Raw genomic sequence first — 15,216 nt, forward strand, 5'->3', positions numbered from 1 at the left:
CGGGCTTGTCGGCAGCGGCCGGCCGGCCCGCCATCCGCGTAAACCCGGAAGGCTTCGCATCGGTGGCACAATGCGCATCCGTTCGCCATTTCTTCACGAAGTCATGCTTCACCCCGATTCATGCGCGGCGCGTGCCGGCCGTGCCCGCGGCCCGCGCCGGAAGGCGCTCCGATGACCGCGCCGGCCCGGGCCGGCCGCTACGCCGAGCTCGATTTCTTCCGCGGCCTCGTGCTGCTCGTCATCGTCGTCGACCACATCGGCGGCAGCATCCTGTCGCGCGTCACGCTGCACGCGTATGCGCTGTGCGACGCGGCCGAGGTGTTCGTGTTCCTCGGCGGCTTCGCGACCGCCATTGCGTACAACTCGCTCGCCGAGCGGCACGACGAGGCCGCCGCGCGCCAGCGTTTCATCCGGCGCGCGTTCGAGATCTACCGCGCGTTCCTCGTGACGGCCGGCCTGATGCTGCTGATCACCGCCGCGCTGAACGCGTTCGCGATCGACGGCCCGAACATGCCGACCAACGATCTCGACGGGCTGCTGCACAAGCCGCTCGCCGCGCTGCGCGACATCCTGCTGTTCCGCCGCCAGCCGTACCTCGCGTCGGTGCTGCCGATGTACGCGTTCTTCGCGCTGCTCGTCCCGCTCGCGCTGCCGCTCGCGCGCACGCAGCCGTGGCTGATGCTCGCGTTCAGCGGATCGCTGTGGTACGCGGCGCCGCACGTCGCACGCTTCTTGCCGACCGTCGAAGGGGCGCCGTGGGATTTCAACCCGTTCGCCTGGCAGTTCCTGTTCGTGCTCGGCGTGATCGCGCGCTGCCAGCCCGTCTACCAGACCCTCGCGCCTAAGCCGCAGGGCTGGCTGCTGACGGCCGCGGCGCTCGCGATCGTCGCCGCCGGCGCGTACTACCGGCTGCGCATCGAGCCGTTCCCGACCGATCCGTCGATCAAGCAGAACCTCGGTGCGCTGCGGCTCGTGAACTTCCTCGCGATCGCGTGGCTCGCGGCCAAGCTCGTGCACCTCGGCTGGATGAAGAAAGTCGCGCACGCGATGCCATGGATCGGCACGATCGGCCGGCAGGGGCTGCTGTGCTTCGTCGCGGGCACCGGTATTTCGCTCGCGGTCGATTCGCTGCTCTATCAGGCGACCGAAGGCTATCTCGACGTGCCGCTCGGCCTCACCGCCGACGCCGTCGCGATCGGGCTGCTGTATCTCGTGGCCAAACTCTACGGGCCGCTCGTCGCGCGGCTGCCGTTCCGTTCGCGGCCGTGACGCGCCGCGCCGTCATGCGCCGCTGCTACGATAGCCGGCGCCACTCCTGAAACGATTCGCCATGCGCCGACTCGCCCTCCCGTTCGCCCTCGCCCTGATCGCCGGCGCGATCGCCACCGCCCATGCCACGCCGCCGTCGGCGGCGCCGGCCGCCACGCCGGGGGTATCGCCCGCGCCGCCGGCCGTCCAGACCGCGACGACGCCGTCGACCGCGCAGGAGCCGCCCGTCAATCCGGGCAGCAGCGTCGTGCTGCGCACGTTCCGGTCGGCGTCGCTGAAGCGCGACTGGTCGTACACGGTCTACCTGCCGCCCGGCTACAACCCGGAAGGCGCGCGCTACCCGGTGATGTACCTGCTGCACGGCAACGCGGGCAACGCGAACGACTGGGTCACGCAGGGCCGGCTGCAGGCCACCGCCGACACGCTGATCGAGCGCCGCGACATTCCGCCGGTCGTGATCGTGATGCCGCAGGGCGGCACCGACTGGTACGTCGACCGCAAGGAGAAGATGCAGAGCGCGTTCCTCAACGACCTGCTGCCCGAAGTCGAGGCGCACTTCGCGGTGTCGAACCAGCGCGCGGGCCGCGCGATCGGCGGCGTGTCGATGGGCGGCTTCGGCGCGTTGCGCTTCTCGCTGCTCGAACCGGGGCTGTTCTGCGGCGCGATGCTGCTGAGCCCCGCGATCTATGCGAACGAGCCGCCGCTCAATTCCGCCGCGCGCTACGTCGGCGTGTTCGGCGACCGGCAGTTCGATTCGCGCGTGTGGCACGAGCTGAACTACCCGGCGCTGCTGCGCGGCTATTTCGCGCGCAACTGGCGCGTGCCGATGTTCATCGCGGCCGGCGACGACGACCTGACGATCCAGGCGGAATCGAGCGTGCTGTATACGCACCTGCGCCGCGCGCAGAATCCGGCCGAGCTGCGCATCGTCGACGGCGGGCATACGTGGGACGTCTGGCGCGGGTTGCTCGGGCAGGGGTTGAAGTATGCGCTGGAGTGCGTGAAGTGACGGCCGGCGGCCGTTGCGCCGACCGTTTCGGGCTGGCGGATCGGTAATCGGCCGACCGCCGTCGAGGGCCGCCGTGCCCGCCGCTCAAAGCCACGTCCCGCCCTGCCGCTCGCTCGGCTCCGTATCGAGCGCATCGAAATCGTGGATCCAGTCCAGGTGATGCAGCACGCGATCGCGGTCGGCCAGACGCGCGTTGCGTGCCTGCGCGGCCGGCCCGTCGGGAAGATGCAGCACGTCGGCTGCCGAGATCGATGCGTATTGCACCTTGCGCGTCCGGCCGCGACGCAGCCGCTCGTAGGCTTCCTGCGCTTCGCGCCAATTGCCCGGGCCGGCCTTCGCCAATTGCGCGGCCAACACCACCGCATCCTCGATCGATTGATTCGCGCCCTGCCCATGATGCGGCACCAGCGCATGCGCGGCATCACCGATCAACGTCACGCGCCCGCGGCTCCATCGGCCGAGCGGCGGACGGTGAAACAGCCCCCAGCGCTGGCTGATCGGCACGGCCGTGATCATCTGCACCACCGCCGGATGCCAATTCCGGAACGCACGCAGTTGCTCGCCTTCGTCGGCCGGCATGACCCAGTCGCGCGACGGCCACGGTGACGGATGCCGCTCGACCAGCAGGAAATTCTGGTCGCCGTCGTCGCCGATCGGATAGTGCAGCAGATGCCCGTGCGGCCCGATCCAGAACTGGATCGTGTCGGGATCGGGCAGCAGGTCCATGCGCGCGGCCGGCACCACGCCGCGAAAACCCGAACAGCCCGAATACAGCGCATCGTCGTAGCCGAGCATCCAGCGTCGCGTGATCGAACGCGCGCCGTCCGCGCCGATCACGAGATCGGCGTCGACCTGCGTGCCGTTGTCGAACGACAGCGTCACGCGATCGGGGTGTTGCGCGAGGTCGACCAGACGATGGCCGAGATGGATGCGCTCGGGGCCGACCGCCGTCGACAGCACGGCCTGCAGATCCGCGCGATGCACGCCCCAGTACGCGCCGCCGAATTGCCGGCGGTAGTCGGGGGCACCGCGATGACGGCCGATCACCGCGCCGCTGCGCCCGTCGCGATAGACGAGCGCCGGGATGTCCGCGCATACCGCATCGAAGGCCGCGCGCAAGCCCATGCGTTCGTAGAAGCGCGTCGCATTGGCCGACAACGCGACCGCCGCGCCGACTTCGCGCAATTCAGGGGTCTGCTCGTAGAGTTGCGCGTCGATGCCATGCTCGCGCAAGGCGAGCGCGAGGGTCAGGCCGCCGATGCCGGCGCCGACGATCGCAATCTTCAGGTTCGTCTGCATGATGAAGGTGTCTCCGATAGGCGTATATGAGATGTGCGACGGGCGCGGCGGTCATGTCGAATGCATGCGCCGTATCGGTATTTTCAGGAGTGGACTTTTATCCGGCAATAAAATGAAATGAATCTGCTTCATCACTGAATGCAATGAACCGGGCCACGCACAACCGATGGAACTGAGCGAGATCGACCTCAACCTGCTGCTGCTTTTCCAGCGGCTGATGCAGGAACGGCGCGTATCGAGCGTCGCCGAGCAAATGAACATGAGCCAGCCGGGCGTCAGCAACGCGCTCGCCAAGCTGCGCCGCCGGCTCGGCGATCCGCTGTTCGTGCGCGGGCCCGGCGGCGTCGTGCCGACGCCGTTCGCGCTGCGTCTCGCGGAACCGGTGTCGCAGGCGCTCGCGACGCTGCACGCGGCGCTGAACCCCGACACCGCCTTCGATCCGCTGCGCGCCACGCGTACGCTGACGATCGGCATGACCGATATCGGCGAAGTCGTGTTCCTGCCCGCGCTGCTCGAACACCTGTCGCATGCGGCGCCGGGCATCGCGCTGAACACCGTGCGCAACACGAGCGTCAATCTCGGCGACGAAATGGCCGACGGCCGCGTCGATCTCGCGATCGGCCTGTTGCCGCAACTGAAGGGCGGGTTCTATCAGCGCCGGCTGTTCGATCAGCGCTACGTATGCCTGTTCCGGCGCGGGCACCCGCTCGAGGGGGCGCCGCTGACGGTCGACGCGTGGCGCGACGCCGAACATCTGGTCGTGGTGTCGGCCGGCACCGGGCACGGGCAGGTGGACGAATGGCTGACGCGGCGCCGCGTGAAACGCCAGGTGCGGCTGACGGTGCCGCATTTCATGAGCGTGGGCTACATCCTGCAGCGCACCGACCTGATCGCGACAGTGCCTGAGCATCTCGCGCTGCAACTCGCCGCGCCGTTCTCGCTCGGCTGGCGTGCGCTGCCCGTCACGCTGCCCGGCGCGCCGATCCATATGCTGTGGCACACGCGGGTCAATCAGGACGAAGGGAACCGCTGGCTGCGGGATGTGGTGGTGGCGCTGTTCGCGGACACCGGCGCGCGAAGCCGGAAAATCGCGCCTGGTCGGAAGAAATAGTCGAGGTCGCGGTCGCGGCGAGCGCGTTTCACGATGCCGCCCAAATCCGGGCATCATGCATTTCGACTACATTGCCGGAGTGGCGACGGCATCGACGATCGGCCACCTCCCCCCGTCATTCAACCCGCAGGAAATCACGCCATGTCCGTCTCGAAGAAATTCGCCGCCGTCACCGGTGCCGGCTCCGGCATCGGTCGCGCCGCGGCCATCGCACTCGCCCAGGCAGGCTTCACCGTCGCGCTGCTCGGGCGTACGGAGGCGTCGCTGCGCGACACGCAGGACGCGATCCGCGCCGCCGGCAGCGACGCCGACGTGTTTCCCGTCGACGTCACCGACGAAGCGTCGGTCGACCACGCGTTCGCGCGGATCGCGCAACGGTTCGGCCGGCTCGATGTGCTGTTCAACAATGCCGGGCGCAACGCCCCGGTCGTATCCCTCGACGAATACGAACTCGACGTGTGGAACAGTGTCGTCGCGACGAACCTGACCGGCGTCTTCCTGTGCGCGCGGGCTGCGTGGCGGCTGATGAAAACGCAAACGCCGCAGGGCGGCCGAATCATCAACAACGGCTCAATCTCGGCGCACGCGCCGCGCCCCGACACGATCGCGTACACGGCCACCAAGCACGCGGTGACCGGGATCACGAAGTCGCTGGCGCTGGACGGCCGCCGGTACAACATCGCGTGCGGCCAGATCGACATCGGCAACGCCGCGACGTCGCTCACGGAACGGATGACGCAAGGCGTCCCGCAAGCGGACGGCAGCCTGGCGCCCGAGGCGCGGATGGACGTCGTGCATGTCGCGAATGCGGTCGTCCAGATGGCGAATCTGCCGCTCGATACCAACATCCTCAACATGACGATCATGGCGACTGCGATGCCGTTCGTCGGGCGCGGATAGCGCGCATGGCAGCCAGTGCCGGGAGACGGCGTTCACACACTGGCTGCTACCCGATCACTCCGTCGCAACGACGCCGCATGCAAGCCCATTCACGATGCAGATTCAGTGCGGCAGGCTGATCGCCTGCCGCTCGTCCTCGAGCAGTTGCGTCAGCGAAGCGTGCAACCGTTCGAGGCTGCGCGGCGGTAGTGCGAAGCTTGCCCAACCCAGCCCGCTATGACGCAGTAACAGCACCACGCCGCCCTGCATCGGATGGCGCTCGGCGTACCAGCAAGGGTCCATTTCCGTCACGAATTGCTGCGTGTGCGGCGCACGTTCCGGCACGGCAGGCTGCATCGACGCGCGCAGCAAGCTCAAGTACTGGATGACTGCATCCACATCTTCCGGATCGAGCACGGCCGCGCCCCGTTCGATCGACATCAGCACCACGAGCTTGCCGCGCTCCTCGATCATCTTGATGCTCAACGGTTGTGTCATTTTTGTCGTCCTTGCCGGAATTACGCGATCCAATTATCGATCTCGGTACACGTGAACCGGCTGAAGATTCGTGATCCGCGCATGAATCTTTTTTTAGAAAACGCTAGAAGAGCGCGCAGCTTCATCGATTACTTCATCGATTACGTGGTCGGCTTCTGTCGCATGCCCGGCCGCGCCGCCACGCAGCTTGTCCGGCCGGCTATTAAAACTTGTTTCATCTTTTTTGCGACCGGCTGTTAGTAGCCGCTCCGCAGAATGCGCTCATCGGTTGCGCATCGGGTTTTTCCCGACGACACGCACATCCGGCTCTTCTTCACGACGATATTGAACGGAGCAGCACCTCATGCTGAAAATTGTCCGGCTCGCGCTCGCCCGGCCCTATACGTTCGTCGTACTGGCGCTGCTGATCCTGATCGCGGGCCCGCTCGCGGCCGTTCGAACGCCGATCGACATCTTCCCGGACATCCGCATCCCGGTAATCAGCGTCGTCTGGAACTACGCGGGCCTGCAGCCGGACGACATGTCCGGACGCGTGATCACGTACTACGAGCGCACGCTCGGCACGACGGTCAACGATGTCCAGCATATCGAGTCGCAATCGTTCCGCGGCTACGGCATCGTGAAGATCTTCTTCCAGCCGACCGTCGATATCCGCACGGCGACCGCGCAGGTCACGTCGATCTCGCAGACCGTGCTCAAGCAGATGCCGCCCGGCACCACGCCGCCGCAGATCCTCAACTACAACGCGTCGACCGTGCCCGTGCTGCAGATCGCGCTGACCAGCAACACGCTCGACGAACAAAAGCTGGAGGATTACGCGGTCAACTTCATTCGACCGCAGCTGCTGTCGGTGCCGGGTGTCGCGATTCCGACGCCGTACGGCGGCAAGGCGCGCGAAGTGCAGATCGACCTCGACCCGCAGGCGCTGCAATCGAAGGGGTTGTCCGCGCAGGACGTCGCGCACGCGCTCGCGCAGCAGAACCAGATCATCCCGGCCGGCACGCAGAAGATCGGCCGCTTCGAATACAACATCAAGCTCAACAACAGCCCGCTCTCGCTCGACGCGTTGAACGACCTGCCGATCAAGTCGGTCGACGGCACGACGATTTACATCCGCGACGTCGCGCACGTGCGCGACGGCTACCCGCCGCAGGGCAACATCGTGCGCGTGGACGGCCACCGCGCGGTGCTGATGAGTATCCTGAAGAACGGCTCGGCATCGACGCTCGACATCATCGCCGGCGTGAAGGCGAAGCTGCCGCTGGTCGAACAGACGCTGCCGCCGGGCCTGAAGCTCGTCACGATGGGCGACCAGTCGACCTTCGTGAACGGCGCCGTCAGCGGCGTAGCGCGCGAGGGCATCATCGCCGCCGCGCTGACCTCGCTGATGATCCTGCTGTTCCTCGGCTCGTGGCGCTCGACGCTGATCATCGCCGCGTCGATCCCGCTGGCCGTGCTCTCGGCAATCGCGCTGCTGGCGGCCACCGGCGAAACGCTCAACGTGATGACGCTCGGCGGCCTCGCGCTCGCGGTCGGAATCCTGGTCGACGATGCGACGGTGACGATCGAGAACGTGAACTGGCACCTCGAACAGGGCAAGGACACGCGCACCGCGATCGTCGACGGCGCGAAGCAGATCGTGATGCCTGCGCTCGTCTCGCTGCTGTGCATCTGCATCGTGTTCGTGCCGATGCTGATGCTCGACGGCATCTCGCGCTTTCTGTTCGTGCCGATGGCCAAGGCGGTGATCTTCTCGATGGCGTCGTCGTTCGTGCTGTCGCGCACCTTCGTGCCGATGCTCGCGCAATACCTGCTCAAGCCGCACGCATCGGCCGGTCACGCGTCGGGCGAACTGGCCGCGATCATGGATCCGCACGCGGGCCATGCCGGCGCGCACGACGTCCCGACGTCGCGCAATCCGCTGGTGCGCTTCCAGCGCGCCTTCGAGCGCCGCTTCGAATCCGTGCGCGCGTCGTACCGGATCCTGCTCGGCCTCGCGCTCACGCGCCGCAAGCCGTTCGTCGTCGCCTTCCTCGGCATCGTGGCGGCGTCCTTCCTGCTCGCGCCGTGGCTCGGCCGCAATTTCTTTCCGACCATCGATTCCGGCGAGATCGCGCTGCACGTGCGTGCGCCGGTCGGCACGCGTGTCGAGGAAACCGCCGCCGAGCTCGACCGCATCGAGAACACGATTCGCGGCGCGATCCCGCCCGCGCAGTTGCGCGAAGTGATCGACAACATCGGCTTGCCGAACAGCGGGATCAACCTGACCTACAACAACAGCGGCACGCTCGGGCCGCAGGATGGCGACATCCTGATCTCGCTGTCGCACGATCACGCGCCGACCGCCGACTACGTGCACACGCTGCGCGAACGCCTGCCGCGTGCCTATCCGGGCACCACGTTCTCGTTCCTGCCCGCCGACATCGTCAGCCAGATCCTCAACTTCGGCGCACCGGCGCCGGTCGACCTGCAGGTGGCCGGCCCGAACCAGCAGGCCAATCTCGCTTATGCGCGCGAGCTGTACCGCAAGCTGCGGCTGATCGCCGGCATCGCCGATCCGCGCATCCAGCAGGCCAGCACCTATCCGCAGTTCACGGTGACGGTCGATCGCACGCGCGCCGACCAGCTCGGCATCACCGAGCAGGACGTGACGAACTCGGTGGTCGCGACGCTGGCCGGCACCAGCCAGGTCGACCCGACCTACTGGCTCAACCCGCACAACGGCGTGTCCTATCCGATCGTCGCGCAAACGCCGCAGTACAGGATGACCACGCTGTCGGCGCTGCAGAACCTGCCGGTCACGGGCGCGAACGGCCAGTCCCAGTTGCTGGGCGGTCTGGCCACGATCACGCGTGGCGTCGGCAACGCGGTGGTGTCGCACTACAACATCGAACCGCTGTTCGACATCTACGCGACCACCCAGGGCCGCGACCTCGGCGCGGTCGCGGCCGACATCGACGGCATCGTCAAGGCCACCGCGAAGGATCTGCCCAAGGGCTCGACCGTCACGCTGCGCGGCCAGGTGCAGACCATGAACGGCGCGTTCGCCGGCCTGCTGCTCGGCCTCGTGGGCGCGATCGTGCTGATCTACCTGCTGATCGTCGTGAACTTCCATTCGTGGGCCGACGCATTCGTGATCGTCTCGGCGCTGCCGGCGGCGCTGGCCGGCATCGTCTGGATGCTGTTCACCACGCATACGCCGCTGTCGGTGCCGGCGCTGACCGGTGCGATCCTGTGCATGGGCGTGGCCACCGCCAACTCGATTCTCGTCGTCAGTTTCGCGCGCGAACGGCTGGCCGACACCGGTAACGCGCTGGCGTCCGCGCTCGAAGCCGGTTTCACGCGTTTCCGCCCGGTGCTGATGACCGCGCTCGCGATGAGCATCGGCATGGCGCCGATGGCGCTCGGCCTCGGCGACGGCGGCGAACAGAACGCGCCGCTCGGCCGCGCGGTGATCGGCGGCCTCGCGTGCGCGACGATCGCGACGCTGTTCTTCGTTCCCGTCGTGTTCAGCCTCGTGCATCGGCGCGACGCGCTGAAGCACGATGCTTCCCGCGCTTCCTCCCTTTCCGCGTCCGGAGCTTCCCATGTCCACTGAGATCGATATCAAGTCGCCGAAACGGCTGCCCAACCTCAAGCTCGTCGCCACGCTCACCGCGCTGATCGCGGTCGGCGTCGTGGCGACCGGCATCGTCGGCCGCGCGCACGCGAAACAGGACATGACGACCTGGTCCGCCGAACAGGCGGTGCCGACCGTGGTCGCGTATACGCCGTCGGCCGGCGGCGACGGCGCGACGCTCGTGCTGCCCGGCCATCTGTCCGCATTCGAGAGCGCGCCGATCCATGCGCGGGTGTCGGGCTACCTGCATGCGTGGTACACCGATATCGGCGCGCACGTGAAGTCGGGGCAATTGCTCGCGCTGATCGATACGCCCGAACTCGACCAGCAACTGCAGCAGGCGCGTGCCGACCTGCAAAGCTCGCTCGCCAACGAGAAGCTGGCCGCGTCCACGGCCGCGCGCTGGACCAGGATGCTCGCGCAGGATTCGGTATCGCAGCAGGAAACCGACGAGAAGACCAGCGACCTCGCGGCCAAGCAGGCGATCGTCGCGGCCAACGAGGCCAACGTGCGGCGCCTCGACGCGCTGGAGGCGTTCAAGCGCATCGTCGCGCCGTTCGACGGCGTCGTCACCGCGCGCAAGACCGACATCGGCCAGTTGATCTCGGCCGGCGGCGGCGCCGGTCCGGAGCTGTTTGCGGTGTCCGACGTCCACCGGATGCGCGTCTACGTGAGCGTGCCGCAGAACGAGGCCGCCGCGATCCGGCCCGGCATGACGGCCACGCTGACCGTGCCCGAGCATCCGGGCGAAACCTTCCGGGCGACGCTCGCCGACACCGACGATTCGATCGCCGATTCGACCGGCACGCTGCTCGTCCAGCTGATGGTCGACAACCGCGACGGCAAGCTGATCCCCGGCGAATACACCGAAGTACATTTCGCGCTGCCGGCCGGCAGCACCCACGTGCTGACGATTCCGGCCAGCTCGTTGATCTTCCGGCAGGCCGGCCTGCAGGTCGCCGTGGTCGGCAAGGACGATCGCGCGGTATTCAAGCCCGTGACGATCGCGACCGATCTCGGCACGCACGTGCAGATCGCGACCGGCCTCGCGCCGGACGATCGCGTGATCGATAACCCGCCCGATTCGCTGGCCGACGGCGACCCGGTCAGGCTCGCGACGCCGGCCCGCACCGTTGCATCGGCCGCGCGCGATACGGAGCGTGCGCATGGCTAACCGGCTTCGGCTTTGCGCGATGCTCGCCGGCGTCGCGTTCCTCTGCGCATGCTCGTTCGCGCCCGCCTATCACGCGCCGCAAACGGCGCTGCCGGACAGCTTCAAGGAAGCGGGCGGCTGGCAGGCCGCGAAGCCGGCCGACCGCATCGCGCGCGACGGCTGGTGGAAGGCGTTCCGCGATCCCGTGCTCGACCGGCTCGAAGCACGGGTAGCCGCGGCCAATCCCGACGTGGCCGCGGCCGTGGCCCGTCACGACGAAGCGGCCGCGCTGTTCGATCAGGCGCGCTCGGGGCTGTTCCCGACCATCGGCCTCGGCGCGCAGGTCTCGAGCAACCGCCAATCGGCCACGCGGCCGCTGCGCGGCACGAATCAGCCGAACGTCTATGGCGACAACACACTCGACGCCGGCTTCGACTACGACCTCGACTTGTGGGGGAAAGTCCGCAACGAAGTCGCGGCCGGGCGCGCCGACGCACAGGCCAGCGCCGACGATCTCGCGTCGGTGCGGCTGAGCCTGCAGGCCAGTCTCGCCAGCGCGTACTTCAGCCTGCGCGGGCTCGACCAGCAGCAACAGCTGCTGGCCGACACGATCGATACCTACCGGCGCGCGCTGCGCCTGACGATGAGCCGGCACGCGGGCGGCATCGCGTCCGATCTCGATGTGTCGCGCGCGCAGACGCAGCTCGATTCGGCCCGCGCGTCGGCCGAGGACATACGGGCGCGGCGCGCGCTCGACGAGCACGCGATCGCGACGCTCACGGGTGTACCCGCGTCGTCGTTCTCAATGACGCCGGACGTCAACGCCGTGTATCTGCCGACGATCCCGACCGGTATTCCCGCGACGCTGCTGCAGCGGCGTCCCGACGTCGCGGCCGCCGAGCGGCGCATGGCCGCCGCCAACGCGAAGATCGGCGTGGTGCGCGCGGCGTTCTTCCCCGACGTCACGCTCGGGCTGGTCGGCGGGTACCAGAGCTCGGGCCTCGGCCACTGGCTCCGCGCGCCGAACGAGATCTGGTCGATCGGGCCCAGCCTCGCGCTGACGCTGTTCGACGGCGGCCGGCGCCAGGCGCTCACCGACCAGGCGCGCGCACAGCTTGCCGAGAACGGCGCGAAATACCGCGCGGTGGTGCTCGATGCATGCCGGCAGGTAGAAGACAACCTCGCACTCACGCACCACCTCGGCGACGAAGCCGATCGCGAGCAGGAAGCACTCGACGCGGCCGAACGCACGTTGCAGCTATCGATGTCGCGCTATCGGGACGGCGTCGTCAGCTATCTCGACGTCGTGACGGCGCAGGCCACCGAACTCGATACGAAGATCGCAATGCTGGCGTTGAACACGCGCCGGCAACTGGCGGCGGTGGGATTGATCGCCGCGCTGGGCGGCGGGTGGTCGACCGATGAAGCCGCATCCGGTACGCAAGCACTGGCCGCGACGACGCCCCGTTCAGCGAACTGATTCCCTTGCGACACGGACGAGGCGTGTCGTATTTCAAGGCACCCGTCGCGATGACGGGTGCCGTTTTTTTGCGTCGGCCCGACCGCTCGGAACCTGTGACGGATGCCGGCCGCAATCACGGCCCGACGATCATTGCCCAATGCGGCCAGGTTGAAGATTCCCGCGTGGCCGAGCACCGCGCGCCGATGCATGAATTTCTTTTCACGTTGCGTATGCCGATCCGCTAATGTCCATGCCCCATGCTTGTCCTCAACCGTGCGCGACACCGACGCGCCGCGCCGGTGGATGACCCCGTTCAATCATCATGAGGACTCCAGAAATGAAAACCGCCAACGTCATCGCCGCCGCGTTGCTCGCCGCAATCGGCATGCTGTCCGTTCCCGCGTTTGCACTGACCGGCAGCCGGCCGATGCAGATCTCCCCGGCCGCCACCAAGGACGGCGTGCCAGGCACTCAGGCTGCCGGCCAGTGGGTGCCGCCCTACGGCCAGCCGATCCACGAAAAGACCCGCGCCGAGGTCCATGCCGAGCTCGTGCACGCCGAACAGGACGGGCAGCTCAAGTACCTGAACTCGACGCTCTATTCGCATTGATGCGCGCGACCGTGCGGCCGGGCGTGGTGCCCGGCTCACGCCGGCAGCGCCGCCGCCCGTCCACCGAACTGCTCACCCTCCATGAAGCTTCGTCCGTTTCTCGCTCGTTCCGCCCGTATCGCACTCGTCGCGATGGCTGTCAGCGTCATGTTGTCCGGGTGCGCCTCCGCGCGGCCCGACGGCCCCGGCGATTGTGTCGGCCCGCCCGACTTCTGCGTGCCGTTCTTCGGCTCGTAAACGAACATGACGAGCGCGCTGCCATCGGCAAGGCACCCGTCATGTTCGCTGTGTGGCCTGAACCGCGCGCTTATGCGCCCGGCAGCGTCAGCGGATAGCCGTAGCGGCTCGCGGTATCGATTCGGACGTCGGGCAGATCAGCCCTGGTGCGGTTGCGTGCTCGATCTGTCCGCGCGATGCGAGGCGAGATTCCGTGCGGTATCGATCGCACGATCCCGATGTTCGGCTTTTCCGTGCGCGAGCGTCGCATCGGCGATCGCGAGTCCGGTTCCCTGCACCTTCGCGAACGCCGGCAGCGATGAACACGCCAGCGCGATCAGTCCAGCCGTCATGAAGGTCGATTTCATTGCATTACCCTCCAGTGCACCGCGCGGTGCGCGGCATCGAATGATCCATCGCTCGACGATACGCCGCTGCGCCTAACCATCCGGGAGCACGCGCATGAAGGATTCTTTAACTTTCAATGCACGTGGCAGCCCATGCATGGGCCGATCCGGGTTTGCGTAAAACATGTTTCATCCTCGCGCTGCTGTTTGGATAGTCCGCTGTCCCTAATCTTCGTCTTTCAGCCGACGCAGGTATCCTGCCGTGCGGCCCCTATTCAACGCTATCCAGGAGCCGAAGATGCATCATCCCGCCCGCTACCTCGTCTGCGCCGCCATGCTCGCATTGAGCGTCTCCGCGCATGCCGAGACGAAGCTTACGTCGGCGCAATGCCATGACTATCCGTTCGTTCACACGAACGGCCAGGTCTCCCATCGACAGCTCGTCAACGAACTGAACGAGCTGGAATCCGTCGGCTACAACCCGTCGTCCGGAGACGAGAGCAGCTATCCCGACGATATCGATTCGGCACAGGCGCGCCTGATGCAGAAGTACCGGCACGATTGTGCCGGCGCGGCCAATACCGTCGCGTCGAACGGCAACTGAATTGTCCCGGGGAAACCCTTCTGCGAGTTTGCGCGCGGGCCATGCGGCCGCGCGCGTTTTTGGGGTTGATGCTTCACGACCGGCTCGCCAGTATCGCCTTTCGTCCGTCGACGGACTCGTACGCCATGGCGTCCTCGATCAGATCGAAGCTGAATTCCTGACCGACACGCGTTCTGAACACGAGATTGCCGATCACGCTCTCGAGCGCATTCAGCGCAGCCACCAGCCTTTCATGTTCTCTCACCGTGCGGCTCTCGAAATTGCTGAAACGCTGCATCGATAGATCTTTCATCATGAAGAGCGGCGCCGACACGGGAAACGGAACGGATCCGGCCATCGTGCCGTAAAAATATACCGACGAGCGCATCGGCAGACAGGTTGCCAGCTGGCCGGTCAGTGCACCGCCCACCCCATCGAATACGGCCGTCGTTCCAAGCTCCAATGACAGCTTTCCAAGTGTGTCGGTAAAGTCTTCATCGGCGCGCACGATATGCTCGACACCATCGCGTTGCAGAGCCTCCTGCGCAGCCTGGCTCCTCACCATGGAGATGACCGGCATATTTCTCCGACGAGCGAGTGCCGCGAGCGCCAGCCCGGTTGCCGAGTTCCCTGCCGTGACAATCACGCCGTGGTGCCCGGCCTCGCTAATCGTTTCGAGAAACGCATAGGCTGTGATCACGTTCACGAGCGACCCGCAATAGTCCCGTGCGCTGACGTGTTCGGGCAAGATCAGGCAACTCGTATACGGCACCTGGGCTTTTTCGCACCAAAGGCCGATGTTGTACGCGCTACGGTTCAGCGAGCGGTAGACAGCGACACGTCTCCCCATATAACGCTCTGGTACACCGTCACCCGTCGCCACTACCGTCCCGGCACCGGATGCGCCCCACACACCGTGCTGGCTCGCCGGCAGCGCTTTGCCATCGTCAGCACGGGTACGCAAAAATATCTTGTCGCCATGGTTGATTGCAGATGCCTCCATGTCGATCAGCACATGGCCTGATTCCGGCCGGCTCGGCGGCCGGATATCGCGAACTTCCAACGAGCGCTCAGCGGTAACACAAATCGCTTTCATGACGCGTTTCTCCAGCGGTAAACAGCGATGACGGTAATTGCACAGGCGGTAACTTAAACAAGTCC

General features: G+C 66.7%; 16 protein-coding genes. 11 read left to right on the forward strand and 5 right to left on the reverse strand.

Annotated features, from left to right (window positions below; translation table 11 throughout):
- Positions 1 to 171 precede the first annotated feature (171 nt).
- On the forward strand, positions 172 to 1,269 hold the full coding sequence (locus CFB81_RS23300; protein ID WP_069618007.1) for an OpgC domain-containing protein: 1,098 nt from the start codon (positions 172 to 174) through the stop codon (positions 1,267 to 1,269).
- A gap of 61 nt (positions 1,270 to 1,330) precedes the next feature.
- The gene (locus CFB81_RS23305) at positions 1,331 to 2,278 is read left to right on the forward strand and encodes an esterase family protein (RefSeq protein WP_069618008.1); all 948 of its coding nucleotides are present in this window, start codon (positions 1,331 to 1,333) and stop codon (positions 2,276 to 2,278) included.
- 84 nt (positions 2,279 to 2,362) lie between these two features.
- Here the strand turns inward: CFB81_RS23305 and CFB81_RS23310 are convergent, their stop codons facing one another.
- The gene (locus CFB81_RS23310) at positions 2,363 to 3,577 is read right to left on the reverse strand and encodes an FAD-dependent monooxygenase (protein WP_089436674.1); all 1,215 of its coding nucleotides are present in this window, start codon (positions 3,575 to 3,577) and stop codon (positions 2,363 to 2,365) included.
- A 166-nt stretch (positions 3,578 to 3,743) separates the two neighbouring features.
- Between CFB81_RS23310 and CFB81_RS23315 the strand changes: the two genes are divergently transcribed.
- On the forward strand, positions 3,744 to 4,688 hold the full coding sequence (locus CFB81_RS23315; protein ID WP_089436675.1) for a LysR family transcriptional regulator: 945 nt from the start codon (positions 3,744 to 3,746) through the stop codon (positions 4,686 to 4,688).
- A gap of 141 nt (positions 4,689 to 4,829) precedes the next feature.
- Entirely contained in the window at positions 4,830 to 5,588 is a 759-nt protein-coding gene (locus tag CFB81_RS23320; protein WP_089436676.1) for an SDR family oxidoreductase, read from the forward strand.
- A 102-nt stretch (positions 5,589 to 5,690) separates the two neighbouring features.
- On the opposite strand, the gene CFB81_RS23325 is transcribed toward CFB81_RS23320, so the two are convergent.
- Entirely contained in the window at positions 5,691 to 6,065 is a 375-nt protein-coding gene (locus tag CFB81_RS23325; RefSeq protein ID WP_069618012.1) for a hypothetical protein, read from the reverse strand.
- Positions 6,066 to 6,116: 51 nt separating this feature from the next.
- On the opposite strand from CFB81_RS23325, the gene CFB81_RS35720 reads away from it, so the two are divergent.
- From CFB81_RS35720 to CFB81_RS23350, 6 genes are all read left to right on the forward strand, one after another.
- Complete coding sequence (locus CFB81_RS35720) at positions 6,117 to 6,305, forward strand: hypothetical protein (protein ID WP_143328633.1); 189 nt, start codon at positions 6,117 to 6,119, stop codon at positions 6,303 to 6,305.
- A 103-nt stretch (positions 6,306 to 6,408) separates the two neighbouring features.
- Entirely contained in the window at positions 6,409 to 9,663 is a 3,255-nt protein-coding gene (locus tag CFB81_RS23330; protein WP_089436677.1) for an efflux RND transporter permease subunit, read from the forward strand.
- Positions 9,653 to 10,858, forward strand: coding sequence for an efflux RND transporter periplasmic adaptor subunit (locus CFB81_RS23335; protein ID WP_089436678.1), 1,206 nt, complete (start codon positions 9,653 to 9,655; stop codon positions 10,856 to 10,858). Before CFB81_RS23330 ends, CFB81_RS23335 begins: the two co-directional genes overlap by 11 nt.
- Positions 10,851 to 12,317, forward strand: a complete 1,467-nt coding sequence (locus CFB81_RS23340; protein ID WP_089436679.1) for an efflux transporter outer membrane subunit — start codon at positions 10,851 to 10,853, stop codon at positions 12,315 to 12,317. Before CFB81_RS23335 ends, CFB81_RS23340 begins: the two co-directional genes overlap by 8 nt.
- Positions 12,318 to 12,340: 23 nt before the next feature.
- Positions 12,341 to 12,544, forward strand: a complete 204-nt coding sequence (locus CFB81_RS36230) for a hypothetical protein (RefSeq protein WP_069618016.1) — start codon at positions 12,341 to 12,343, stop codon at positions 12,542 to 12,544.
- A gap of 92 nt (positions 12,545 to 12,636) precedes the next feature.
- A complete protein-coding gene (locus tag CFB81_RS23350) occupies positions 12,637 to 12,909 on the forward strand; it encodes a DUF4148 domain-containing protein (RefSeq protein WP_089436680.1) in 273 nt (90 codons plus the stop codon).
- A 35-nt stretch (positions 12,910 to 12,944) separates the two neighbouring features.
- Here CFB81_RS23350 and CFB81_RS36235 read toward each other — a convergent pair whose 3' ends face one another.
- Both CFB81_RS36235 and CFB81_RS23355 read right to left on the reverse strand, forming a co-directional pair.
- Complete coding sequence (locus tag CFB81_RS36235; protein WP_179236048.1) at positions 12,945 to 13,154, reverse strand: hypothetical protein; 210 nt, start codon at positions 13,152 to 13,154, stop codon at positions 12,945 to 12,947.
- 129 nt (positions 13,155 to 13,283) lie between these two features.
- On the reverse strand, positions 13,284 to 13,493 hold the full coding sequence (locus CFB81_RS23355; protein WP_089436681.1) for a hypothetical protein: 210 nt from the start codon (positions 13,491 to 13,493) through the stop codon (positions 13,284 to 13,286).
- Positions 13,494 to 13,770: 277 nt separating this feature from the next.
- Here CFB81_RS23355 and CFB81_RS23360 point away from each other — a divergent pair, with 277 nt between their 5' ends.
- Positions 13,771 to 14,076, forward strand: a complete 306-nt coding sequence (locus CFB81_RS23360; RefSeq protein WP_089436682.1) for a DUF4148 domain-containing protein — start codon at positions 13,771 to 13,773, stop codon at positions 14,074 to 14,076.
- Positions 14,077 to 14,149: 73 nt separating this feature from the next.
- Here CFB81_RS23360 and CFB81_RS23365 read toward each other — a convergent pair whose 3' ends face one another.
- Positions 14,150 to 15,151, reverse strand: a complete 1,002-nt coding sequence (locus CFB81_RS23365) for a zinc-binding dehydrogenase (RefSeq protein ID WP_089436683.1) — start codon at positions 15,149 to 15,151, stop codon at positions 14,150 to 14,152.
- Positions 15,152 to 15,216 lie beyond the last annotated feature (65 nt).

This window comes from Burkholderia sp. AU28863 (genome assembly GCF_002223195.1).
Classification (GTDB): domain Bacteria; phylum Pseudomonadota; class Gammaproteobacteria; order Burkholderiales; family Burkholderiaceae; genus Burkholderia; species Burkholderia sola.